The 23,240-nt window shown below is 70.3% G+C and carries 22 protein-coding genes and 1 pseudogene; 11 read left to right on the top strand and 12 right to left on the bottom strand.

The genetic code is table 11. The features are described from left to right. Window positions 1-179 precede the first annotated feature (179 nt). A complete protein-coding gene (locus H7I87_RS12870) occupies window positions 180-455 on the bottom strand; it encodes a hypothetical protein (RefSeq protein WP_224125792.1) in 276 nt (91 codons plus the stop codon). 161 nt (window positions 456-616) lie between these two features. On the opposite strand from H7I87_RS12870, the pseudogene H7I87_RS12875 reads away from it, so the two are divergent. Beyond that, window positions 617-2,455 (top strand): annotated as a pseudogene (locus H7I87_RS12875) (DEDD exonuclease domain-containing protein); the annotation flags it as partial. Here H7I87_RS12875 and trpD read toward each other — a convergent pair. Then, window positions 2,393-3,496: an anthranilate phosphoribosyltransferase gene (trpD, locus tag H7I87_RS12880; RefSeq protein WP_031344124.1), complete on the bottom strand. Its 1,104-nt coding sequence runs from the start codon at window positions 3,494-3,496 to the stop codon at window positions 2,393-2,395. The pseudogene H7I87_RS12875 and the gene trpD overlap by 63 nt on opposite strands. 147 nt (window positions 3,497-3,643) lie before the next feature. Here trpD and ctaE point away from each other — a divergent pair, with 147 nt between their 5' ends. The 4 genes from ctaE (at window position 3,644) to qcrB (ending at window position 8,085) form a co-directional block, all read left to right on the top strand. After that, complete coding sequence (gene ctaE / locus H7I87_RS12885; protein ID WP_023861629.1) at window positions 3,644-4,255, top strand: aa3-type cytochrome oxidase subunit III; 612 nt, start codon at window positions 3,644-3,646, stop codon at window positions 4,253-4,255. A 29-nt stretch (window positions 4,256-4,284) separates the two neighbouring features. Continuing rightward, window positions 4,285-5,112, top strand: a complete 828-nt coding sequence (qcrC, locus tag H7I87_RS12890) for a cytochrome bc1 complex diheme cytochrome c subunit (RefSeq protein WP_003872263.1) — start codon at window positions 4,285-4,287, stop codon at window positions 5,110-5,112. Between the two features lie 82 nt (window positions 5,113-5,194). Continuing rightward, complete coding sequence (gene qcrA, locus H7I87_RS12895; RefSeq protein ID WP_009976520.1) at window positions 5,195-6,400, top strand: cytochrome bc1 complex Rieske iron-sulfur subunit; 1,206 nt, start codon at window positions 5,195-5,197, stop codon at window positions 6,398-6,400. Next, entirely contained in the window at window positions 6,397-8,085 is a 1,689-nt protein-coding gene (qcrB, locus tag H7I87_RS12900; RefSeq protein WP_033713334.1) for a cytochrome bc1 complex cytochrome b subunit, read from the top strand. Before qcrA ends, qcrB begins: the two co-directional genes overlap by 4 nt. A gap of 34 nt (window positions 8,086-8,119) precedes the next feature. Here the strand turns inward: qcrB and H7I87_RS12905 are convergent, their stop codons facing one another. The 5 genes from H7I87_RS12905 to ctaC form a co-directional block, all read right to left on the bottom strand. Further along, a complete protein-coding gene (locus tag H7I87_RS12905; RefSeq protein ID WP_033713332.1) occupies window positions 8,120-8,563 on the bottom strand; it encodes a DUF5994 family protein in 444 nt (147 codons plus the stop codon). A gap of 175 nt (window positions 8,564-8,738) precedes the next feature. Further along, window positions 8,739-9,371 (bottom strand): DUF2561 family protein, encoded by a 633-nt coding sequence (locus H7I87_RS12910; protein WP_033713331.1) that lies wholly within the window; start codon window positions 9,369-9,371, stop codon window positions 8,739-8,741. After that, window positions 9,371-10,333: an MmpS family transport accessory protein gene (locus tag H7I87_RS12915; protein ID WP_033713330.1), complete on the bottom strand. Its 963-nt coding sequence runs from the start codon at window positions 10,331-10,333 to the stop codon at window positions 9,371-9,373. Before H7I87_RS12915 ends, H7I87_RS12910 begins: the two co-directional genes overlap by 1 nt. 189 nt (window positions 10,334-10,522) lie before the next feature. Then, window positions 10,523-10,942, bottom strand: coding sequence for a cytochrome c oxidase subunit 4 (locus H7I87_RS12920; protein ID WP_003872269.1), 420 nt, complete (start codon window positions 10,940-10,942; stop codon window positions 10,523-10,525). A 13-nt stretch (window positions 10,943-10,955) separates the two neighbouring features. Then, a complete protein-coding gene (gene ctaC, locus H7I87_RS12925; protein ID WP_033713329.1) occupies window positions 10,956-12,038 on the bottom strand; it encodes an aa3-type cytochrome oxidase subunit II in 1,083 nt (360 codons plus the stop codon). Window positions 12,039-12,159: 121 nt separating this feature from the next. Between ctaC and asnB the strand changes: the two genes are divergently transcribed. After that, the gene (gene asnB, locus H7I87_RS12930; protein ID WP_033713328.1) at window positions 12,160-14,091 is read left to right on the top strand and encodes an asparagine synthase (glutamine-hydrolyzing); all 1,932 of its coding nucleotides are present in this window, start codon (window positions 12,160-12,162) and stop codon (window positions 14,089-14,091) included. Between the two features lie 21 nt (window positions 14,092-14,112). Here asnB and H7I87_RS12935 read toward each other — a convergent pair whose 3' ends face one another. Further along, window positions 14,113-15,087 (bottom strand): carbohydrate kinase family protein, encoded by a 975-nt coding sequence (locus H7I87_RS12935; protein WP_009976513.1) that lies wholly within the window; start codon window positions 15,085-15,087, stop codon window positions 14,113-14,115. Between the two features lie 179 nt (window positions 15,088-15,266). On the opposite strand from H7I87_RS12935, the gene H7I87_RS12940 reads away from it, so the two are divergent. Beyond that, a complete protein-coding gene (locus tag H7I87_RS12940; RefSeq protein WP_003872273.1) occupies window positions 15,267-15,944 on the top strand; it encodes an Rv0361 family membrane protein in 678 nt (225 codons plus the stop codon). A gap of 26 nt (window positions 15,945-15,970) precedes the next feature. On the opposite strand, the gene H7I87_RS12945 is transcribed toward H7I87_RS12940, so the two are convergent. Together H7I87_RS12945 and H7I87_RS12950 are read right to left on the bottom strand one after the other, a co-directional pair. Next, a complete protein-coding gene (locus tag H7I87_RS12945; protein ID WP_003872274.1) occupies window positions 15,971-16,327 on the bottom strand; it encodes a HesB/IscA family protein in 357 nt (118 codons plus the stop codon). A gap of 97 nt (window positions 16,328-16,424) precedes the next feature. Then, on the bottom strand, window positions 16,425-17,501 hold the full coding sequence (locus tag H7I87_RS12950; RefSeq protein WP_003878146.1) for a glycerate kinase family protein: 1,077 nt from the start codon (window positions 17,499-17,501) through the stop codon (window positions 16,425-16,427). A gap of 191 nt (window positions 17,502-17,692) precedes the next feature. On the opposite strand from H7I87_RS12950, the gene H7I87_RS12955 reads away from it, so the two are divergent. From H7I87_RS12955 to H7I87_RS12970, 4 genes are read left to right on the top strand one after another with little or no spacing between them, the layout of a single operon-like run. Next, window positions 17,693-18,385: a DUF3043 domain-containing protein gene (locus tag H7I87_RS12955; protein ID WP_009976511.1), complete on the top strand. Its 693-nt coding sequence runs from the start codon at window positions 17,693-17,695 to the stop codon at window positions 18,383-18,385. 27 nt (window positions 18,386-18,412) lie between these two features. Further along, window positions 18,413-18,949 carry a bifunctional adenosylcobinamide kinase/adenosylcobinamide-phosphate guanylyltransferase gene (locus H7I87_RS12960; RefSeq protein WP_011724706.1) on the top strand — a complete coding sequence of 179 codons (537 nt, stop codon included), beginning with the start codon at window positions 18,413-18,415 and terminating at the stop codon, window positions 18,947-18,949. Further along, on the top strand, window positions 18,946-19,998 hold the full coding sequence (gene cobT, locus H7I87_RS12965; RefSeq protein WP_179868808.1) for a nicotinate-nucleotide--dimethylbenzimidazole phosphoribosyltransferase: 1,053 nt from the start codon (window positions 18,946-18,948) through the stop codon (window positions 19,996-19,998). Before H7I87_RS12960 ends, cobT begins: the two co-directional genes overlap by 4 nt. Then, on the top strand, window positions 19,995-20,750 hold the full coding sequence (locus H7I87_RS12970) for an adenosylcobinamide-GDP ribazoletransferase (RefSeq protein ID WP_033713318.1): 756 nt from the start codon (window positions 19,995-19,997) through the stop codon (window positions 20,748-20,750). Before cobT ends, H7I87_RS12970 begins: the two co-directional genes overlap by 4 nt. Window positions 20,751-20,957: 207 nt before the next feature. On the opposite strand, the gene H7I87_RS12975 is transcribed toward H7I87_RS12970, so the two are convergent. Both H7I87_RS12975 and gcvT read right to left on the bottom strand, forming a co-directional pair. After that, window positions 20,958-22,073 carry a branched-chain amino acid aminotransferase gene (locus H7I87_RS12975; protein ID WP_011724704.1) on the bottom strand — a complete coding sequence of 372 codons (1,116 nt, stop codon included), beginning with the start codon at window positions 22,071-22,073 and terminating at the stop codon, window positions 20,958-20,960. 54 nt (window positions 22,074-22,127) lie between these two features. Continuing rightward, window positions 22,128-23,231 (bottom strand): glycine cleavage system aminomethyltransferase GcvT, encoded by a 1,104-nt coding sequence (gcvT, locus tag H7I87_RS12980; RefSeq protein ID WP_063966980.1) that lies wholly within the window; start codon window positions 23,229-23,231, stop codon window positions 22,128-22,130. Window positions 23,232-23,240 lie beyond the last annotated feature (9 nt).

The raw sequence follows: 23,240 nt of genomic DNA on the forward strand, positions 1-23,240 counted from the left end.
ATTTGCTTCCTTAAACGGCCATCGACGAATCGCGGTCGTCGAGCGGGTTTAGGTCTCAAACAGGTTACGAAACGATATCGGCGTTTGTCCAAAGCGGGCGGTTAAGAAATTAGAAAGAATTCTGTCATTTTGATGTGGGCCATTCCGCCTGAGCCGAGGGCCTTTGGCGGACAAGGCATTTAGGCTACACCAGTCCCGCGATCCCGACGAATCGGGACCAGCCGCAGCCGTGGTGCCAGGCCGGCATCGGCCAAAACCTCCAATGCCGCTCGCTCGTCCTGCAATAAGGTATCCGGGACCCCGAGTATCACGCTGACCACGCAGTCGCGACATCCGGGTCCGCGCGCCGCGCAGTCGTCGCAGTCGATCACCACCGGCGCCCCCGGCTCCGGCGTCGCCGCCGGCGCCGCGCCCGCCTTCGCACCCCTGTCGGTGGGTCCAGTTCTCGATGCCATCGGTCCGTCCTCTCGGTCTGGCTCCGCGGAGCGGGCCGGCGCACATCGCGCCGGGCTGACCGAACGGTAACGGCGGCCACCGACATCGACCGCCGACCCCGACCGCCCGGACCGGCGTGGCAGCCGCCCGGGTGTCGGTCGTGCTGCCTACCGTCACCACCGTGGCCTCCGACGGTGCGACTCAGCTGAGCTTCGCCGACGTGGGACCGGCGTTCGGCCCCGACGAGGTCCCGCTGCGCGACACCACCTTCGTGGTGGTCGACCTGGAAACCACCAGCGGACGCAGCACCAGCACCGGGGGAACCGCGCCCGACGCCATCACCGAGATCGGGGCGGTCAAGGTGCGCGGCGGCGTGGTGCTCGGCGAGTTCGCCACCCTGGTCGACCCGCAGCGCAGCATCCCGCCCCAGATCATGCGACTGACCGGCATCACCACGGCGATGGTGTCGGACGCGCCGGTCATCGACGCGGTGCTGCCGATGTTCCTCGAGTTCGCCGGCTTGGACCGCGGGGCGGTGCTGGTCGCCCACAACGCCGGTTTCGATGTCGGGTTCCTGCGCGCCGCCGCGCAGCAGTGTGACATCGCCTGGCCGCGACCGCGGGTGCTGTGCACGGTCCGGTTGGCCCGCCGGGTGCTCAGCCGCGAGGAGGCCCCCAGCGTGCGGCTGGCCTCGCTGGCCCGGCTGTTCGCCGTGACCACCCAACCCACCCACCGCGCCCTCGACGACGCCCGGGCCACCGTCGACGTGCTGCACGCCCTCATCGAGCGGGTCGGCAACCAGGGCGTGCACACCTACGCCGACCTGCGCGGCTACCTGCCCGACGTGACGCCCGCCCAGCGCCGCAAACGGGTGCTGGCCGAGGGGTTGCCGCGCCGGCCGGGGGTGTACCTGTTCCGCGGGCCGTCGGGCGAGGTGCTCTACATCGGCACCGCCGTCGACCTGCGACGCCGGGTCGCCCAGTACTTCACCGGCGCCGATCCGCGCGGCCGGATGAAGGAGATGGTCGCGCTGGCCGGCGCGGTCGACCACGTCGAGTGCGCGCACGCGCTCGAGGCCGCGGTGCGCGAGCTGCGGCTGCTGGCCGCCCACGCCCCGCCCTACAACCGGCGGTCCCGCTTCCCCCAGCGGTGGTGGTGGGTGGCGCTCACCGACGAGGCGTTCCCCCGGCTCGCGGTGGTCCGGGCGCCGCGGCACGACCGGGCCGTCGGGCCGTTCCGGGCCCGCGCCGACGCCGCCGACACCGCCGAGCTGCTGGCCCGGTTCGCCGGGCTGCGCACCTGCACCAACCGGCTGGGCCGGGCGGCGTTGCACGGGCCGCTGTGCCCGGAGGCGGAGGTGGCGCCGTGCCCGGCCGCCCGCGGCGTCACGGCCACCCAATACGCGGCCGCGGTGGCGCGGGTCGCGGCGTTGATCGACGGCGCCGACAACAGCGCCCTGGCCGCCGCGGTGGACCAGGTCGCTGCGCTGGCCGAGCGGCGTCACTTCGAAAGCGCCGCCCGGCTGCGCGACCGCACCGCCACCGCGGTCGAGACGCTGTGGCGCGGCCAGCGGCTGCGGGCCCTGGCCTCGTTGCCGGAGCTGGTTGCCGCCGCGCCCGACGGGCAGGGCGGCTATCAGCTGGCCGTCGTCCGCTACGGCCGGCTCGCCGCGGCGGGCAACGCCCGGCGCGGGGTGCCGCCGATGCCGGTGGTTGACGCGATCACCGCTGCGGCGCAAGCGATTTGGCCCGAGCCGGGGCCGCTGGGCGGCGCGCTGGTCGAGGAGACGGCGCTGATCGCGCGCTGGCTGGAGGCCCCGGGGGTGCGCATCGTCCGGGTGGAGGGCACCCAGGACGCGGCGGGCTGGGCCTCCCCGCTGCGCTCGGCCGGGGCCTGGGCGGCGTGGGCGGCGGCGGCGCGCTCGGCCCGGCTGGCAAGCGAGCAGGCCCTGCGGGCGTCAGAGCTGCTGACCGAACCGCACCCAACGCGCGAGCAGCTGTTCGGCCGCGCCGGAGTCGATGGCGGCGCTGGCGCGGGCCAGCCCGTCCTCCCAGGCCGGCAACCATTCGGCGCGGCTGGATAACCCGGCGTGCGCCACGATCGCGCCTGCGGCGTTGAGGACGACGGCGTCGCGCACCGGGCCCTGGCCGCCGGCCAGCACCGCCCGCACCTCCGCGGCATTGGTCTGCGCGTCACCGCCCAACAGATCGTCGAGCTCGGCCCGCGGGAATCCGAACCCGGCCGGATCGAACGTCAACCGGTCCACCGTGCCGGCCTGCACCCGCCAGATGGTGCTGGTCGTCGTGGTGGTCAACTCGTCGAGCCCGTCGTCGCCGTGCACCACCAGCACACTGGAGCGCCGGGCGGCGAACACCCCGGCCATCACCTCGGCCAGCTCGGCGAACGCGCAGCCGATCAATCCGGCCCGCGGTCGAGCCGGATTGGTAAGCGGCCCAAGCAGATTGAACACCGTCGGCACGCCGATCTCGCGGCGCACCGCCGAGGTATGCCGGTAGGACGGGTGGAACAGCGGCGCGAAGCAGAAGCCGATGCCGACTTCGGCGACACTGCGCGCGACCTGCTCGGGGCCCAGGTCGATCCGCACCCCGAGCTCCTCGAGCGTGTCCGCGCCGCCCGAGAGCGACGACGCCGCGCGGTTGCCGTGTTTGACCACCGGCACCCCCGCGGCCGCGGCCACGATCGCCGCCATCGTGGACAGGTTGACGGTGTTGACGCCGTCGCCGCCGGTGCCGACGATGTCGACGGTGTCGTCGCGGATCGCGCCGGCCGGGAACGGCAGGGCGTGGTTCAGCATCACCTCGGCCAGCTCGATGACCTCGGCCGAGGTGGGGACCTTCACCTGCATCGCCACCGCGAAGGCCGCGATCTGGGCCGGGCTCGCCTCGCCGGTCATGATCTGGTCCATGGCCCAGGCCGCCTGTCCGCGGGCCAGGTCGTCACCGCCGGTCAGCCGGGCCAGCACCTGGCGCCACGACGTCGCCGGCCCACCGGAGGGCCGCCGGGCCGCGGAAGCCGCAGACGACTCAGATGACAACGCCACGCGCCGATGGTCCCACGCCGGGCACACCGGCCCCAACCTCGCCGCGAAGGGCCCGGTCGTCGCCCGGCCGTGACGCGCCCCGCCACAAATCGCGAAATTCCAGACCCGGGTGGAGTTCAACAACTACAAAGCGTCATACTTGCGGATGTGACCAGCGCTGTCGGGACCTCAGGTACTGCAATTACGTCGCGGGTTCATTCGCTGAATCGGCCCAACATGGTCAGTGTCGGCACGATCGTCTGGCTTTCCAGCGAGCTGATGTTCTTTGCTGGCCTGTTCGCGATGTACTTCACCGCCCGCGCCCAGTCGGGCGGCAAGTGGCCGCCGCCGCCGACCGAGCTCAACCTGTATCAGGCCGTGCCGGTGACCTTGGTGCTGATCGCGTCGTCGTTCACCTGCCAGATGGGGGTGTTCGCGGCCGAGCGCGGCGACGTGTTCGGGCTGCGTCGCTGGTATGTGATCACCTTCTTGATGGGCCTGTTCTTCGTGCTCGGGCAGGGCTACGAGTACTACCACCTGATGGGCCACGGCACGACCATCCCGGGCAGCGCCTACGGCAGCGTGTTCTATCTGGCCACCGGGTTCCACGGTCTGCACGTGACCGGCGGGTTGGTCGCCTTCATCTTCCTGCTGGCCCGCACCGCGATGAGCAAGTTCACCCCGGCGCAGGCGACGGCCAGCATCGTCGTCTCGTACTACTGGCATTTCGTCGACATCGTGTGGATCGCGCTGTTCACCGTGATCTATTTCATCCGATGAGCGGACGCTGGACGAACAGGAGTGCTCGGTTGAAGAAGCTGCGGTCCACCCGAACCGACCGTTCGCGACGGCGGCTGCGCCGCCGATTGTCCGGCGGCCTGCTGTTGCTGATCGCGCTGACCATCGCCGGCGGACTGGCCGCCATCCTGACGCCGCGGCCGCAGGTCGCCGTCGCCGACGAGTCGAACTCGGCGCTGCTGCGCACCGGCAAGCAGTTGTTCGACACGTCGTGCGTGTCCTGCCACGGCGCCAACCTGCAGGGCGTGCCCGACCGCGGGCCGAGCCTGATCGGTGTCGGTGAGGAGGCCGTCTACTTCCAGGTGTCCACCGGCCGGATGCCCGCGATGACGGGCGAGGCGCAGGCGCCCCGCAAGGAGCCGGTGTTCGACGAGGCGCAGACCGACGCGCTGGGCGCCTACGTGCAGGCCAACGGCGGCGGCCCCACCACGGTGCGCAACCCGGATGGCAGCCTGGCGATGCGCTCGCTGCGCGGCGAGGACCTGGGCCGCGGCGGCGACCTGTTCCGGCTGAACTGCTCGTCGTGCCACAACTTCACCGGCAAGGGCGGGGCGCTGTCGTCCGGCAAGTACGCGCCGGACCTCGAGCCCGCCAACGAGCAGCAGATCCTGGCGGCGATGCGGACCGGTCCGCAGAACATGCCGAAGTTCTCCGACCGCCAGCTGTCGTTCGAGGCCAAGAAGGACATCATCGGCTACATCAAGGCGGTGACCGAGGAGCGCCAGCCGGGCGGCTACGGCCTGGGCGGGTTCGGCCCCGCCCCCGAGGGCATGGCGGCCTGGATCATCGGCATGGTGGCCGCCATCGGGCTGGCGCTGTGGATCGGGGCACGCGCATGAGCCGCACCGGGACGATGCAGTGGGGTCTCCCCCAGCCGCGCAACGGCGAAGGGGCCGAACCGAAGAGGAGGAGCGGCGCAAAATGAGCGACGGCGACGTTCGCGGCTCTGACACCGACAAGGGAGCCGGGGCGCCCAACGAGCCCGACGAAGCGGCGCTGGCCGCAATGTCGCAGCAGGAGCTGGTGACGCTGGGCGGCAAGCTCGACGGCGTCGAAACGGTGTTCAAGGAACCCCGGTGGCCGGTCGAGGGCACCAAGGCCGAGAAGCGCGCCGAGCGTGGCGTCGCCCTGTGGCTTTTGCTGGGCGGCGGCTTCGGGCTGGCGCTGCTGCTGATCTTCCTGTTCTGGCCGTGGGAGTACAAGCCCAAGGAGGCCGCCGGCAGCTTCCTGTACGACTTGGCCACCCCGCTGTACGGCCTGACCTTCGGGATGTCCATCCTGTCGATCGGGATCGGCACCATCCTGTACCAGAAACGCTTTATCCCCGAAGAGATTTCGATCCAGGAGCGGCACGACGGCGCCTCCCGCGAGATCGACCGCAAGACGGTGGTGGCGAACCTGGCCGACGCCTACAACGGGTCCACCATCGGGCGGCGCAAGATGGTCGGGCTGTCGCTGGGCGTGGGCCTGGGCGCGTTCGGCCTGTCCACCTTGGTCGCATTTGCCGGGGGCCTGATCAAGAACCCGTGGAAGCCGGTGGTGCCCACCGCCAACGGGAAGAAGGCCGTGCTGTGGACGTCGGGCTGGACCCCGCGCTACCCGGGCGAGACCATCTACCTGGCCCGCGCCACCGGCACCTACACCGGGGCGCCGTTCGTCAAGATGCGGCCCGAGGACCTCGACGCCGGCGGCATGGAAACCGTGTTCCCGTGGCGCGAGTCCGACGGCGACGGCACCACCCCGGAATCGCAGGAGAAGCTGCGGGCGATCAACCAGGGTGTGCGAAACCCGGTGATGCTCATCAGGATTCGGCCCACCGACATGCCCCGCGTGGTCAAGCGGCAGGGCCAGGAGAGCTTCAACTTCGGCGAGTTCTTCGCCTACACCAAGGTGTGCTCACATCTGGGTTGCCCCGCATCGCTGTACGAGGAGCAGTCCTACCGGATCCTGTGCCCCTGCCACCAGTCGCAGTTCGACGCGCTGCATTTCGCCAAGCCGATCTTCGGGCCGGCCGCGCGGGCGTTGGCGCAACTGCCGATCACCATCGACACCAACGGGTATCTGGTCGCCAACGGTGACTTCGTCGAACCCGTCGGACCGGCATTCTGGGAGAGGACGACAACATGAGTCCGAAATTGAGTCCCCCGAAGATCGGCGACGTCCTGGCCCGTCAAGGCGAGGACATCGACACGCGCTACCACCCGTCGGCGGCCGTCCGCAGACAGCTCAACAAGGTCTTCCCCACCCACTGGTCGTTCCTGCTGGGCGAGATCGCGATGTACAGCTTCATCGTGCTGCTGCTCACCGGGGTGTACCTGACGCTGTTCTTCGACCCGTCCATGGCCGAGGTCACCTACAACGGCGTCTACCAACCGTTGCGCGGCGTGGAGATGTCGAAGGCCTTCGCGTCGGCCCTGGACATCTCCTTCGAGGTGCGCGGCGGGCTGTTCGTGCGTCAGGTCCACCACTGGGCCGCGCTGATCTTCTCCGCCGCGATCATGGTGCACCTGGCCCGCATCTTCTTCACCGGCGCCTTCCGGCGGCCGCGCGAGGCCAACTGGGTGATCGGCTCACTGTTGTTGATCCTGGCCATGTTCGAGGGCTACTTCGGCTACTCGCTGCCCGACGACCTGTTGTCGGGCATCGGGTTGCGCGCCGCCCTGTCCTCGATCACGTTGGGCATGCCGGTGATCGGGACCTGGTTGCACTGGGCCCTGTTCGGTGGTGACTTCCCCTGCGGCGGTGTCGGAAGTGAGTGCGCCGCAGCGGGTTACATCATCCCGCGGATGTACGCCCTGCACATCCTGCTGCTGCCCGGCATCATCCTGGCGCTGATCGGGCTGCACCTGGCCATGGTGTGGTTCCAGAAGCACACCCAGTTCCCCGGCCCGGGTCGCACCGAGCACAACGTGGTCGGGGTGCGGGTGATGCCGGTGTTCGCGGTCAAGTCCGGCGCGTTCTTCGCCGCCATCGTCGGCGTGCTGGGCCTGATGGGTGGTCTGCTGCAGATCAACCCGATCTGGAACCTGGGCCCCTACAAGCCATCTCACGTCTCGGCCGGCTCGCAGCCGGACTTCTACATGATGTGGACCGAGGGCCTGGCGCGTATCTGGCCGCCGTGGGAGTTCTACTTCTGGCACCACACCATTCCGGCGGTGGTGTGGGTGGCGCTGATCATGGGCGCGGTGTTCGTGCTGCTGATCATCTACCCGTTCCTGGAGAAGCGGTTCAGCGGTGACTACGCGCACCACAACCTGCTGCAGCGGCCGCGCGACGTGCCGGTGCGCACGTCGATCGGCGCCATGGCGATCGCCTTCTACATGGTGCTCACGCTAAGCGCGATGAACGACATCATCGCGCTGAAGTTCGACATCTCGCTGAACGCGACGACGTGGATCGGCCGCATCGGCATGGTGATCGTTCCGCCGATCGTGTACTTCGTCACCTACCGGTGGTGCATCGGGCTGCAGCGCAGCGACCGCGCGGTGCTCGAGCACGGCATCGAGACCGGCATCATCAAACGGTTGCCGCACGGCGCCTACATCGAGCTGCACCAGCCGCTGGGCCCGGTCGACGAGCACGGTCACCCGCTGCCGCTGGAGTACCAGGGCGCCCCGCTGCCCAAGAAGATGAACAAGCTGGGCTCGGCCGGGTCGCCCGGCATCGGCAGCTTCCTGTACGCCGACCCGCCGTCCGAGGACGCGGCCCTGCGGGAGGCCGCGCACGCCTCCGAGCAGCGTGCCCTGACCGCCCTGCGCGAACATCAGGACAGCATCGTGGGCTCGACCAACGGCGAGGACGGCCAGCACTAGCGACGCGGCAGCGCGCCCTGAGGCCCGGTGAGCCTCAGGGCGAGCTGTCGACGCGTTGTTGCTCGGCGGCCCGCAGGATCGAGCCGGCCGTCAGGAACGCCGGCTTGCCCCGGTCCCGGGGCTCGACGGGCAGCCCGGCTGCGCAGCGCAACACCATCCGCGCCAGCGCGCTGTAGGTCGCGTACGGGATGATCAGCAGGTTGATCCGCGCGTCTCCCCCGATCAGCGTCATCACGTGCTGGCGCTTGCGTTCCCAGCCCGGCCAGTTGAAGTCCGGCGGTCGCTGCAGCGGCGGCCAGTTGACGTTGATCGCGCCGATCTGACCGAGCAGCGGGGTGAGCACCGCGACCAGCTCGGGCAATTCGTTGGTGATGCGGTCGGCGCGGGGCCACCAGGCGCCGTCGATGGCGCGGCCCAGTTCGCACCCCACCGACAGCCGGACGGGATCGGCGCGTCGGCGTCTTGCTGCGGAACCCACGTGCGGCGCCCTTCCCGGTCGGCATCCTTCGCGGGCGGGCGAAGGGAGGAATCGCATTGCCGGTGGGTGCAGCGCGGTAGCGCACCGCTGACAACGAAACCGCTCGCGCTCGACGCTACGCCACCCGCGGCCGACCGGATCGCCGAGGTGGCCCGGGGCCGGGCCGCGACGGCGGTTACTGCTCGGCGACCGCCTCGCGGAGCTGGCGGATGTGCAGCCACTCGACCACCGGCATCGCCGCGGTGATCACCCCGGCGAATCCGTAGCCCACCCAGGACGATCCGTCGTGACCGACCGCCATCAGATAGGTCGCCGTCGCGACCGCGATCAGCGCCGCGCCCATGGTGCCGGTCAATATGACGGTGCCGCGCAACCAGATTCGATCGACCGCCTCGCCCGACCACCCCACGTCCGGGGTCGTCGCCGGCGTGTGCCGCGCCCGCTCGGTCGCGGGCCGCGCGACGCCGGCGCCCAGCCGCACCGGGGGTCGTGCCGGCGCCGTCATCGCCCGGGCCGTCGGCTCGGCCTGCGACATCCGGCGGGCCCGCAACAGGATCGGGATGGCCCCCGCGATGATCAGCGCGGAGACGATGATGACGGCGTACAGCACCCAGGTGGTGTGCGGGCTGCTGGCCGCCTTGTGAAATCCCCTGCCCAGGTCCGCTAGCGCAACGCAGGCCGCCACGCTGACGCCCAACAACGCCAGGTAGATCGCGGCGCAGGCACCGATCAGGATGCGGTCGATGACCTCGGGCGAGATGGTGTCGTCGCCCAGCCCACGCCGATATGCCGAATATCTGCTGACCATCAGCAGCTCGTCTGCGGCGCGTCGTTGCTGTTCGACGAGAGCACCGTTCCGTCGCTGGTGGTGATCGAGCAGTTGAGCCTGCTGACCCGGAACAAGCTGGACGCCTCGACCGAGCCCACATCCGACTGCGAGATCGGGGTGACCGTCATCGACCACGGGATGTACACGTTGTGCTGCGTGCGCCGCCGGCCGGACGCGTCCACGTAGGTCACCGAGATGATGTCGCCCGGGGCCTTGGTGCCGGTCACCGAGTAGGTGACCTGGCGCGGACCCGTCGGGGTGGTGGGCGGCGGCGGGGCCGCGGCCGTCGAGGTGGCCGGCGGCGGGGCCGGGGCGGGCGCGGGCGGGGGCGGCGGTGCCGGAGAGGGCGTCACCGTCACAGTCTGGGTCTCCGTTGCAGTCGGGGGCGGCGGTTCGGTCGTGGGTGGCGGCGGCGGGGGCGGTGGGGGCGGCGACGGTTTGGTGGTGGTGATCTCGTCCTGCAGCGGCGGCGTGGACGCGGTGGTGGTGTTCGGGTTGGCCAGCTTGGTGGTGTCGGTCCGGGCGAACAGCAGCGACACCGACACCACCAGCGCGATGGCGGCCACGATGGCCGCCACCCCGACCACCCACGGCCAGCGGGCGGTGCCGTGTTCCTCGTCCAGCTCGGCCGGTTCGTCGTAGTCGTCGTAGTCGTACAGGCGCAGATCGGCCGGCACGTAGGGGCCGCTGGTGAAATGCTCGGACTCCGGGGCCGAATAGGCCCGCGAGTAGGCGTCGGTCTGACCCGTCTGGTCGGCCGCGTCGAATTCGACGCTGTCGTCGAAGGGTTCGACCGCGTCCTCGTGATCTCCCCCGGCCGGGAAGTCCTCACCCGGGAACTCGTCGACGGGCGGGCCGCCGGGATCCGGCTGGTGGTCGATCGGGTCGGCAGCAGGATCGGGTTCCTCAGGTTCCCATCCCGGGGGTCTAGACCCGCTCATCTCTGCCTTTGCCTACCCTGTTCGAACTGCATCGCCTGCGCGTAAAACTCCGCGGTCACTTCATTGCGGGCGCGCCGGGAAACTTCCCATTTGCCTGGGCAAAACACTACCCAACCGCAAAGGGGCAGAGACGCCGTGGCGAACTGCGCAGCCGATCACGTGATCGGATTGTGACCTTTATGCCGCGAATCAGTGCTTCTCAGGACCCAGGTAGTACTCGAAGACCAGCCCGGCGACCGACGACAGGATGAACATCACCCCGGCCACGATCAGCCAGGGCAACCACAGCGCGATGCCCACCGCGGCCACCGAACCCGACAGCGCGATCAGGATCGGCCACCAGCTGTGCGGGCTGAAGAAGCCCAATTCGCCTGCTCCGTCGCTGATCTCGGCGCCCTCGTAGTCCTCGGGGCGGGTGTCGATGCGGCGGGCCACGAAGCGGAAGAAGGTGGCCACGATGAGCGCCAGGCCGCCCGTCAGCGCCAGCGCGGTGGTCCCCGCCCACTCCTCGCCGCCGGTGGCGAACAGCGCGGTCAGCACGCCGTAGAGCAGTGCGGTCAGAAAGAAGAACCCGGCGATGAACTCGAACAGCCTGGCTTCGATATGCATGTGGTGTCCTAACCTACTGGCTTCCGGCCAACTGACCGCGCTTGGAGTCGAACGGGTGCGTGGTCACCGCCACCGGAGACTGACCAATCGCCTGCAGCGCCTCGGCGTTGCTCTTGCCGTCCATCCGCTGCTGCAGGTAGGCCTTGAAGTCGTTGGGCGACACCACACGGACCTCGAAGTTCATCATCGAGTGATAGGTGCCGCAGAACTCGGCGCAGTGGCCGACGAACGCCCCGGGCGAGTTGATCTCCTCGACCTGGAACACGTGGATCGAGTTGTTCGCCTCGGCGTTGGGGATGACGTCGCGCTTGAACAGGAACTCGGGCACCCAGAAGGTGTGCACCACGTCCGCGGACGCCAGGTCGAATTCGATGCGCTTGCCGGTGGGCAGCACCAGCACCGGGATTTCGTCGCTGGAGCCCAGCGTCTCGACCTTGTCGAAGTTCAGATAGGTGCGGTCCGAGGTGTTCAGCCCGCGGACGGCCCCGACCCGCTCCTCGCCGTGCGCGTCCTTGCCTTCCGGCTTGGACACCATCGCCTTCTTGCGCTCCGGGTCGGCGCCGTCGTAGGTCAGCGTGCCGTCTTTGAAGTTGACCTTCTGATACCCGAACTTCCAGTTCCACTGGAAGGCCGTGACGTCGACCACCACCTCGGGGTCCTTGGCGATGTGCAGCATCTTCTCCTGCACCACCACGGTGAAGTAGAACAGCACCGAGATGATGAGGAACGGCGTCACCGTCAGCACCAGCTCCAACGGCATGTTGTAGCCGAACTGGCGGGGCAGCTCGGTGTCGGTCACCTTCTTGCGGTGGAACGCCGACGCCCAGAAGATCAGCCCGTACACGATGGCCCCGACCACCAGCGAGGCGATCACGGCGCCGATCCACAGCTCCCGGTTGAGGTGGGCCTGCGGGGTGATGCCCTTCGGCCAGCCCAGCGCCAGCGCGTCGGCCCAGCTGCTGCATCCGCTCAGCACGATCGCCAGCACACCCAGCGTCACGGCCAGCGCCAACGGCCGCAGCACCCTGCGCCCGACGCGGCCCGGAAACCTACCCTGCGACAAAGGTTGCGAACGGTCCTGCTCGCGAGGGGTCACGTCGGCGCCTCCTGCTCGGATATCGAATACTACGCAGCGTAGACCACGCGTCTGAACCGGGCGACGAAACCCCGGCCCGCCAGTCGGTCCCCGCGTTGGACGTGCGGCATACTGAGGCGCCGTGTGTGGTCTGCTGGCGTTCGTCGCCGCCCGAGCCGGTGCCGTCGGCGCCGACGACGCGATCGCGCGCGCCTCGCACCTGATGCGCCACCGCGGGCCCGACGAGCCGGGCACCTGGGCCGGCGCCGACGGCTCCGTCGTGTTCGGCTTCAACCGGCTGTCGATCATCGACATCGCCCATTCGCACCAGCCGCTGCGCTGGGGCCCGCCCGAGACGCCGGACCGCTACGAGCTGGTGTTCAACGGCGAGATCTACAACTACCTGGAGCTGCGCGACGAGCTGGCCGCCCACCACGGCGCGGTGTTCGCCACCGACGGGGACGGCGAGGCCATCGTCGCCGGCTTCCACCACTGGGGCACCGATGTATTGACCCGGCTGCGCGGCATGTTCGCGTTTGCGTTGTGGGACACCGTCACCCGCGAATTGTTCTGTGCCCGTGACCCTTTCGGCATCAAACCGCTGTTCGTGGCGACCGGCACCGGCGGCACCGCGGTGGCCAGCGAGAAGAAGTGCCTGCTGGAGCTGGCCGAGTTGATCGGGTTCGACACCGCGATCGATGAGCGCGCGGTGCAGCACTACACCGTCCTGCAGTACGTGCCGGAGCCCGAGACGCTGCACCGCGGGGTGCGACGGCTGGAATCGGGCTGTTATGCCCGGATCCGGCCCGGCGCGGCGCCCGACATCACCCGCTACTTCGTGCCCCGGTTCGCCGCCGTGCCCATCACCCGCGACACCGAACAGGCCCGCTACGACGAGATCACCGCGGTGCTCGAAGATTCGGTGGCCAAACACATGCGCGCCGACGTCACCGTCGGGGCGTTTCTGTCCGGCGGCATCGACTCGACCGCCATCGCGGCGCTGGCCATCCGGCACAACCCGCGGCTGATCACCTTCACCACCGGTTTCGAGCGCGAGGGATTCTCCGAGATCGACGTCGCGGTGGCCTCGGCGGAGGCGATCGGCGCCCGGCACATCGCCAAGGTGGTGCACCCCGACGAGTTCGTCGCCGCCCTGCCCGAGATCGTCTGGTACCTCGACGAGCCGGTGGCCGACCCGGCGCTGGTGCCGTTGTTCTTCGTCGCCCGGGAGGCCCGCAAGCACGTCAAGGTGGTGCTGTCCGGGGAGGGCGCCGACGAGCTGTTCGGCGGCTACACGATCTATCGGGAGCCGTTGTCGCTGCGGCCTTTCGACTACCTGCCGCGGCCGGTGCGGCGCTCGATGGGCAAGGTGTCCAAGCCGCTGCCGGACGGGATGCGCGGCAAGAGCCTGCTGCACCGCGGGTCGCTGACGCTCGAGGAGCGCTATTACGGCAACGCCCGCAGCTTCTCCGATGCGCAGCTGCGCGACGTGCTGCCCGGCTTCCGCGCGGAATGGACGCACACCGACGTCACCGCCGCACTGTACGCGCAGTCGATCGGCTGGGACCCGGTGGCGCGCATGCAGCACATCGACCTGTTCACCTGGCTGCGCGGGGACATCCTGGTCAAGGCCGACAAGATGACGATGGCCAACTCGCTGGAGCTGCGGGTGCCGTTCCTGGATCCCGAGGTGTTCGCCGTGGCGTCCCGGTTGCCGGTGGAGGCCAAGATCACCCGCACCACCACGAAGTACGCGTTGCGGCGGGCGCTGGAGCCGATCGTCCCGGCGCACGTGCTGCACCGGCCCAAGCTCGGCTTCCCGGTCCCGATCCGGCATTGGCTGCGCGCCGGCGAGCTGCTGGAGTGGGCCTACTCGATGGTGGCGTCGTCTCAGGCCGGTCACCTGGTGGACCTGGGCGCCGTGCGCCGGATGCTCGACGAGCACCGCAACGGCGTCAGCGATCACAGCCGCCGGCTGTGGACGGTGCTGATCTTCATGCTCTGGCACGCCATCTTCGTCGAGCACAGCGTGGTGCCGCAGATCGGCGAGCCGGTGTACCCGGTGCAGCTCTGAGCGCGTCTGCTCGGCAAAACGTCAGGCCAGCACCGCGGCGATCTCGGCGGCCGCGTCCTCGCCGTACGCGCCGGCCAGCCGGCTCTTGGCGACCTCGTGGTCCCAGGACCACTCCTGGGTTCCGGTGGATTCCAGCACCAGCACGGCGACCAGCGAGCCCAGCTGCGCCGAGCGTTCCAGGTTCAGCCCGGCGCTGCGCCCGGTCAGGAACCCGGCCCGGAATGCGTCGCCCACGCCGGTGGGGTCGGTTTGGCTGGTCTCGGGCACCACGCCGACGCGGGTGGTGGTGCCGTCGCGCTCGACGATGTCGACACCCTTGGCGCCCAGCGTGGTCACCCGCAGCCCGACCTTCTGCTGCACGTCCGCCTCCGACCAGCCGGTCTTGGACAGCAGCAGCTCCCACTCGTAGTCGTTGGTGAACAGGTAGGCGGCGCCGTCGACCAGCTTGTCGATCTCTTCGCCGGACAGCCGGGGCAGCTGCTGGGACGGGTCGGCGGCGAACGGCAGGCCCAGCTTGCGGCACTCCTCGGTGTGCACCACCATCGCCTCCGGGTCGTTGGCGCCGATGATCACCAGCTCCGGCTTGCCCAGCGACGACACCAGGTCGGCGAGCTTGATGTTGCGGGCCTCCGACATGGCGCCCGGATAGAAGGAGGCGATCTGGGCCATGTCCTGGTCGGTGGTGCACACGAACCGGGCGGTGTGCGCGGTCTGCGAGATCAGCACGTGGTCGCAGTTGACGCCGTGGCGCTGCAGCCAGTCGCGGTACTCGCCGAAGTCGTCGCCGGCCGCGCCGACCAGCGCGACGTCGCCGCCCAGCACCCCGATCGCGAAGGCGATGTTGCCGGCCACGCCGCCGCGGTGAATCACCAGGTCGTCGACCAAGAAGCTGAGGGACACCTTCTGCAGGTGCTCGGCCAGCAGGTGTTCGGAAAACCGGCCGGGGAAGCGCATCAGATTGTCGGTTGCAATCGACCCTGTCACCGCGATCGTCACGAAATCTCCATCCTTCGTTAGTAAGGTTATCTAGCTTACTCAGGTGTTTCGACCGTCGCTGCGTGCACGGTCGGTGCATGGTCTGCGCTAGCCTCCCTTAGGAACGACTTTGGGAACGGCTCAGCAACTCGACGGGCCGAACCCGCTCGCAGTCCCGTCACCACCGTAGGAGAACCACGATGGCAGGTCCGCACTCGCCGAACCACACCGTCGGCGGCCAAGGACCAACTCCCCCAAGCGAATCCCAGCCACTCGAGTTCCCGGACCACCCCAACGCCGGCGATACCGGCTACGCCGCGGCCCCGCAGGCGCCACCCGGTTCAGCCAATTATGCCGGTCCCCCACCCGCGCCCGCGCCGTACCCGCCGCGGCGATCCAAGCGGCGGCTGATCGTCGGCCTGGCGCTGGCCGTTGCGCTGGTCGCGGTGATGACGGTGGCCATCGTGTACGGGGTGCGCACCAACGGCGCCAACACCGGGGCGACGTTCTCCGAGGGCGCGGCCAAAACGGCGATCCAGGGCTATCTGGACGCGCTCGAGCATCGCGACATCGACGAGATCGCCCGCAACGCCCTGTGCGGCCTCTACGACGGCGTCCAGGACAAGCGGTCCGACCAGGCGCTGGCCAAGCTCAGCAGCGACGCGTTCCGCAAACAGTTCTCCGAGGTGCAGGTGACCTCGATCGACAAGATCGTCTACCTGTCGCAGTACCAGGCGCAGGCGTTGTTCAGCATGCGGGTGTCCCCGGTGAGCGGCGGCCCGGCGCGCGGGCAGGTGCAGGGCATCGCCCAGCTGCTGTTCCAGCGCGGCCAGATCATGGTGTGCTCGTACGTGCTGCGCACCGGCGGCTCGTACTAGAGGGCCTTCGCGATCAGCCGAAGGGTCTAGTTGAACGAGTCGCCGCAGGCGCAGGAGCCGGTGGCGTTGGGGTTGTCGATGGTGAACCCCTGCTTTTCGATGGTGTCCACGAAATCGATGGACGCGCCCTCGACATAGGGCGCGCTCATCCGGTCCACCGTCAGCGTCACACCCCCGAACTCCGCGGTCAGGTCGCCGTCCAGCGACCGGTCGTCGAAGAAGAGGTTGTAGCGCAGCCCAGCGCACCCACCCGGCTGGACCGCGATGCGCAGCGCCAGGTCGTCCCGGCCCTCCTGGTCCAGCAGGGACTTTGCCTTGGTGGCGGCGGCCTCGGTCAGGATCACGCCGTGGGTCTTGGCGTTCGACTCGTTTTGCACCGTCATTGCTTCTCCTACATGCCTCATCGTTGGGTGGCTTCGATCGGGCCCGGTATCGCCGGCGTGCGCACTGCGACCCGGACTTGGGCGAAAGTCCACTGCTTCAACGGTACCTTGACGGACCGCTATTCCCGAGTCGCGCCGCCGCAACCGAGGCCAGACCCATCAGCTGATTGGCGGCGTCGGCCTGGGCCAGCCGCGCCGATCCGGCGTGTTCGGCCATCGACAGCGCGGCCATGATGCCCGCCGAGCGCACGGTCGCGGTGTCCAGATCGACCTGGCCGGCCAGCACGATCACCGGAATCCCGCGCGGCCGGGCCGCGTCGGCGAGGAAACCCACCACCTTGCCGTGCAGCGACTGCTCGTCGAATCGGCCCTCGCCGGTGACGATCAACTCCGCCGTGTCCAGGTCGTCGGACAGCCGGGTGTGTTCGGCGATGATGGCCGCGCCCGACTCGCACCGGCCGCCCAGCGCCAACAGCCCGGCCCCGATGCCGCCGGCGGCGCCCGCGCCCGGCTCGGCGCTGACGTCGCGCCCGGCGACCGCCTCCAGGATCAGCGCCCAGGCCTGCAGCCGGACTTCCAGCGCCGCGACCGTGGCGGTGTCGGCGCCCTTCTGCGGCCCGAACACCCGGGCCGCCCCCCACGGGCCCAGCAGCGGGTATTCGGTGTCGGAGGCGGCGATCAGTTCGACGTTGCCCAGTTGCCGGCGGGCGGTGTCCAGGCCGCCGAGTTCGGCGATCATGCCCTGGCCGCCGTCGGTGCACGCGCTGCCGCCGAGTCCGACCACGATCCGGGTCGCCCCTACCCGCAGCGCCTCGGCGATCAGCTGGCCCACGCCTTTGCTGTGGGCCGCCATGGCGGTCTCCGGGGTGGGTGGACCGCCGAGCAGCGCCAACCCGCACGCCTGCGCGCACTCCAGGTAGGCGGTCGCCGACCCCCGATCGAAGACCCATTCGGCCTCCACCATGGCTTTCAGTGGCCCGGACACCCGCAGCCGGCGCGTCTCGCCCAGCCGGCTGGCCAGTACCTCGACGAAACCGGGACCGCCGTCGGACTGCGGGGCGACGATGAACCGGTCGCCGGGACGCGACCGCGTCCAGCCGGTCGCGATCGCGGCGGACGCCTCCAGCGCCGACATGCTGTCGGCATAACAGTCGGGCGCCACCAGAACTTGCATCGCGGGTAATTGAAGGCGGCCGGGGGCCAGGCTGGAGGCAGCATCATCCGAGGCCATCGACCCGTCGTCCATCAAAGGCAGCCGTTCATCACGTGTAAGAGTAGGGCCAACTGAGGCACTAACGCAGGTCTAATAGCAAGGCATTCCAGGCGAATTCCGGCGCGACCCGGCCGCGAAGTAACCTGGCCCCTGTGAAGCTGTTGGGCCGAAAGAAGGACCAGGACGAAGACCTCGACGAGCAGACCGCCGCGTCGGGCGGATCCGACGTTGCTGGCGCCGCGGACGCCGCGTCCCGCGAGCCGCGCCGGACCGGCCCGAAGGGTCGCCCCACCCCCAAGCGCAGCGAGGCCCGCCGCAACGCGCGCAAGGGGCCCGTCGCACCCGCACCGATGACCGCCTCCGAGGCGCGGGCCCGCCGCAAGACGTTGGCAGGCCCCAAGCTCAGCCGCGAGGAGCGCCGCGCCGACAAGGCCGCCAATCGCGCCCGCATGTCGGAGCGGCGGGAACGCATGATGGCCGGCGAGGAGGGCTACCTGCTGCCGCGCGACCAGGGCCCGGTCCGACGCTACGTGCGCGACATCGTGGACTCCCGGCGCAACCTGCTCGGCCTGTTCATGCCGTCGACGCTGTTCTTGATGTTCATCATGTTCGGCGTCCCGCAACTGCAGCTCTACATCTCTCCCGCAATGCTGGTGCTGATGGCAGTGATGAGTATCGACGGCCTGATCCTGGGCCGCAAGGTCAGCAGGATGGTCGACGCCAAGTTCCCCAACAACACCGAAAGCCGTTGGAAGCTAGGCCTTTACGCGGCCGGTCGGGCCTCGCAGATGCGGCGGTTGCGGGCGCCGCGGCCCCAAGTCAAGCACGGCAGCAGTGTCGATTAGACCTCACCCGAAAGCCGGCTGACACCGGTGCGCACTTTGGTGCTCGGCGGGATCAGGTCAGGCAAGTCGCAGTGGGCGGAGGAAGCCGTCGCCGACGGGCTGCCGGCCGGCCGGCGGGTTCGTTACCTGGCGCCCGGGCCGCCCGGCGTGCACGATGCGGCCTGGGCGCACCGGGTCGCCGAGCATCGCGACCGGCGCCCCGCGCACTGGTCGACGATCGAAACCGACGACATCGCAACCGAATTGCGCCGCTGTCCGCAGGTCCCCACCCTGGTCGACGACCTGGGCGGCTGGCTGACCGGCATGCTGGACCGGCACGACGGATGGCAGGGCGGCTCGGTGACCGCCCCGGTCGACGACCTGCTGGCCGCGGTCGCCGAGTTCGCCGCCGCGCTGGTGCTGGTCAGCCCGGAGGTGGGGCTGACTGTGGTGCCGGCCACCGCGTCCGCGCGCCGGTTCGCCGACGAGCTGGGCAGCCTCAACCAGCGCCTCGCGCGGCTGTGCGACCGGGTGGTGCTGGTGGTGGCCGGCCAGCCGGTGCCGATCAAAACGCCGGGGGTCTGATGGAATTCGCGACCGTCTCGCCGCCCGACCCGGGCGCGGCCGCCGCCGCCCGGGCGCGGCAGGACACCCTGACCAAACCGCGCGGCGCGCTAGGCCGGCTGGAGGATCTGTCGGTGTGGATCGCGGCCTGCCAGGGGCAGTGCCCGCCGCGGCAGTTCGAGCGGGCCCGGGTGGTGGTGTTCGCCGGTGATCACGGCGTCGCCCGGTGCGGCGTCTCGGCCTACCCGCCGGAGGTGACGGCCCAGATGGTCGCCAACTTCGACGCGGGCGGCGCCGCGATCAACGCGCTGGCCGGCGTCGCCGGGGCGAGCGTGCGCGTGGCGGACCTGGCGGTGGACGCAGACCCGCCCGACGATCGGATCGGCGCGAACAAGGTCCGCCGCGGTAGCGGCGACATCACGGTGCAGGACGCGTTGACCGCTGAGGAGACCGAGCGGGCGCTGTCCGCGGGTGCGGCCATCGCCGACGAGGAGGTCGACGCCGGCGCGGACCTGCTGATCGCCGGCGACATGGGGATCGGAAACACCACGGCCGCAGCGGTATTGGTGGCGGCGCTGACCAACGTCGAGCCGGTCGTGGCGGTGGGGTTTGGCACCGGCATCGACGACGCCGGGTGGGCGCGGAAGACGGCCGCGGTGCGCGACGCGCTCTTTCGGGCGCGACGGGTATTGCCCGACCCGGTCGCGCTGCTGCGCTGCGCCGGAGGCGCGGATCTGGCTGCGCTGGCGGGTTTTTGCGCGCAGGCCGCGGTGCGGCGCACCCCGCTGCTGCTCGACGGCATGGCGGTGACGGCGGCCGCGCTGGTCGCCGAGCACCTGGCGCCGGGCGCCCGGCTGTGGTGGCAGGCCGGGCACCGCTCCACCGAGCCGGGTCATGCGCTGGCGCTGACCGCGCTGGATCTGGAGCCGATTCTCGACCTGCGCATGCGGCTCGGTGAGGGCACCGGCGCCGCGCTGGCGCTGCCCATCGTGCGGGCCGCGGTGGCGGCCCTGTCGTCGATGGCGACCTTCGCCCAGGCCGGCGTGTCCGACCCGTCGACTCACCCGTGATGCGTTCGCTGGCAACGGCTTTCGCGTTCGGCACGGTGCTGCCCATGCCGGCCGGCGGCCGCGGGCCGATGGGCCGCGGCGCCATGACGGCGCTGCCGGTGGTGGGCCTCGCGCTGGGGGCGCTGGCCGCCGCCGTGGCGTGGGGCGGCGCGGTGGTGTTCGGCCGGTCCAGCCCGCTGGGCGGGCTGCTCGCCGTGGCCGCGCTGCTGTTGATCACCCGCGGCCTGCACATCGACGGCGTCGCCGACACGGCCGATGGCCTGGGCTGCTACGGCCCCCCGGACCGCGCGCGGGCGGTGATGCGGGACGGCTCGACCGGACCGTTCGGCGTGGCCGCCGTCGTCGTGGTGGTGATCGCGCAGGCGCTGGCGTTCTCCGCGCTCGCGGCGGGGCGGCCGGTTCCGGTCGGGGTGGCCGTGGCGGTGTTCGCCGGCCGGGTCGCCGCGGTGCTGGCCTGCCGTCGGACGGTGCCGGCGGCCGCCGGCAGCTCGCTGGGCGCCGCCGTCGCCGGCAGTCAGCCGGCGGCGGTGGCGGCGGCCTGGGTCGCGGTGCTTCTCGGCATGTCGCTGGTGGCCGGGCCGCGGCCGTGGCACGGACCGGTCGCGGTGCTGCTGGGCCTGGGCTGCGGCGGGGTGCTGGTGCGGCATTGCGTGCGCCGCTTCGGCGGCATCAGCGGTGACGTGCTGGGCGCGGCGATCGAGCTGACCGCGACGGTGAGCGCGGTAGCGCTCGCGGCCCTGGTGCGCGTCTAGCCCGCGCCGGCTCGGCTCGGCCGGCCGGCCGTGCCGGCTCGGCGGCTCAGCAACCCGCCGAGCGTGAAACTAGCTTCACGGTCGGAGCCCAGCGTGAAACTAACTTCACGCTCGCGGGCGAGCCGACAGTCGCGGGCGAGCCGACAGTCGCGGGCGGGGCGCCGACAGTCGCGGGCAGCCGGCGCCCGCGGGGCGCGAGCCCGCAAATCAGCCGAGCCGGGTCATCCAGCCGTGGGTGTCGGCGAAGGTGCCCCGCTGAATCCCGGTGAGCGTGTCGCGCAATGCCATCGTCACTTCGCCGGGCTGGCCGTCGGCGATGGTGAACTCCGTCTCGCCGTACTTGACTTGCGACACCGGCGTGATGACGGCGGCGGTGCCGCAGGCGAACACCTCGGTGATCTCACCGGCGGCGGCCTTCTTCTGCCACTCGTCGATGTCGATCTTGCGTTCCTCGACGGCGAAGCCGGCGTCAATTGCCAACTGCAGCAACGAGTCTCGCGTGATACCGGGCAGCAGCGAGCCGGACAGCTCGGGGGTGACCAGCCGCGCCGAGCCGCCGCTGCCGAACACGAAGAAGATGTTCATCCCGCCCATCTCCTCGACGAAGCGCCGCTCGACGGCGTCCAGCCACACCACCTGGTCGCAGCCGTTGGCCGCGGCCTCGGCCTGCGCGGACAGCGAGGCCGCGTAGTTGCCGCCGAACTTGGCCGCACCGGTGCCGCCCGGGCTGGCCCGCACGTACTCCGTCGACACCCAGACGGTGACCGGACTGATGCCGCCCTTGAAGTAGGCGCCGGCCGGGGAGGCGATCAGCAGGTAGCGGTATTGCTTGGAGGGCCGCACCCCGAGCCCGGGCTCGGTGGCGATGACGAACGGCCGCAGATACAGCGCCTCTTCGCCGCCGGCGGCCGGTACCCAGGCGTTGTCGACGGCGATCAGCTGGCGCAGCGATTCCAGGAACAGCTCCTCGGGCAGCTCGGGAATCGCCAGCCGCCGCGCCGAGGACCGCAACCGGGCGGCGTTGGCCTGGGCGCGAAACGACACGATGGAGCCGTCCGCCCAGCGGTAGGCCTTGAGCCCTTCGAAGATCTCCTGCGCGTAGTGCAACACGATCGCCGACGGGTCCAGCTCGATCGGGCCGTACGGGATGACGCGCGCGTCATGCCAGCCCCGTCCGGCCTCGGTCTCGTCGTACTCGATCGACACCATGTGGTCGGTGAAGTATTTGCCGAAACCCGGCTCGGCCAGGATGGTTTCGCGTTCGGCGTCGGTCGCCGGACGTGTCGAGCGCGAAACCGTGAACTCGAGGGAGCCACTGGTCATCCGCTGATTGTATATCCGGGCGTCCGATCCGATTTTGCCCGCGCGACCGCGCCGCTACCGGGTTTTCACCGCGACGAACGGGGGCCGCACCACCTCGCACGTGGCGGCGCGGCCGCGGACGTCGACGGTGACTTTCTGACCGTCCCGCACGTCGGCGTCGGTGTCGATCAGCGCCAGCGCGATCCCGGCCTGCAGCGTCGGGGAGAACGTGCCCGAGGTGGTCACCCCGACCGGCGTGTCACCGACGAGTACCGTCAGCCCGGCCCGCAGCACGCCGCGGCCCACCATCCGCAGCCCGCGCAGCAGCCGTCGCGGCCCGGCCTCCTTCTCGGCCAGCAGCGCGTCGCGGCCGAAGAACGCCTCCTTTTTCCAGCCGATCGCCCAGCCGCATCGGGCCTGTAGCGGCGAAATGTCCGGTGACAGCTCATGGCCGTGCAGCGGGTAACCCATCTCGGTGCGCAGCGTGTCGCGGGCACCCAGGCCGGCCGGTTGGCCGCCGGCCTGCGACACCGCCGCGGCCAGGGCGTCGAACACCACGCCGGCGGACTCCCACGGCGGCAGCAGCTCGTAGCCGTGCTCGCCGGTGTAGCCGGTGCGGCAGACGCGCACCGGCACCTGCCGGAAGGAGGTGTCGGCGTAGGCCATGTAATCCATGTCGCTCGGCAGCCCCAGCTCGGCGAGCACGTCGGCCGAGCGCGGCCCCTGCACGGCCAGCACGGCATACGAGCGATGCAGGTTACTGACGGTCACCCCGGCCGAGGCGGCGCCCTGCAGCGCCTCGACCACGGCGGCGGTGTTGGCGGCGTTGGGCACCAAAAAGATCTCGTCGTCGTCGACGTAGTAGGCGATCAGGTCGTCGATGACTCCCCCGGATTCGTTGCAGCACAACGTGTATTGCGCCTTGCCCGGCCCGATCCGGTTCAGGTCGTTGGTGAGCGCCGAGTTGACGAACCGCGCCGCGCCCGTCCCGCGGACCAGCGCCTTGCCCAGATGGCTGACGTCGAACAGGCCGACGGCGTTGCGCGTGGCGTTGTGCTCGCTGACGGTGCCCGCATACGACACCGGCATCAGCCAACCCCCGAACTCGGCGAAACTGGCGCCCAGGTCGCGGTGGCGGTCTTCCAGCGGTCCGTGCAGCAGGTCGGCTTCGTTGCTCACGACTTCTCA

Origin of the sequence: Mycobacterium timonense, from assembly GCF_025821985.1 — a bacterium.
Classification (GTDB): Bacteria; Actinomycetota; Actinomycetes; order Mycobacteriales; family Mycobacteriaceae; genus Mycobacterium; species Mycobacterium avium.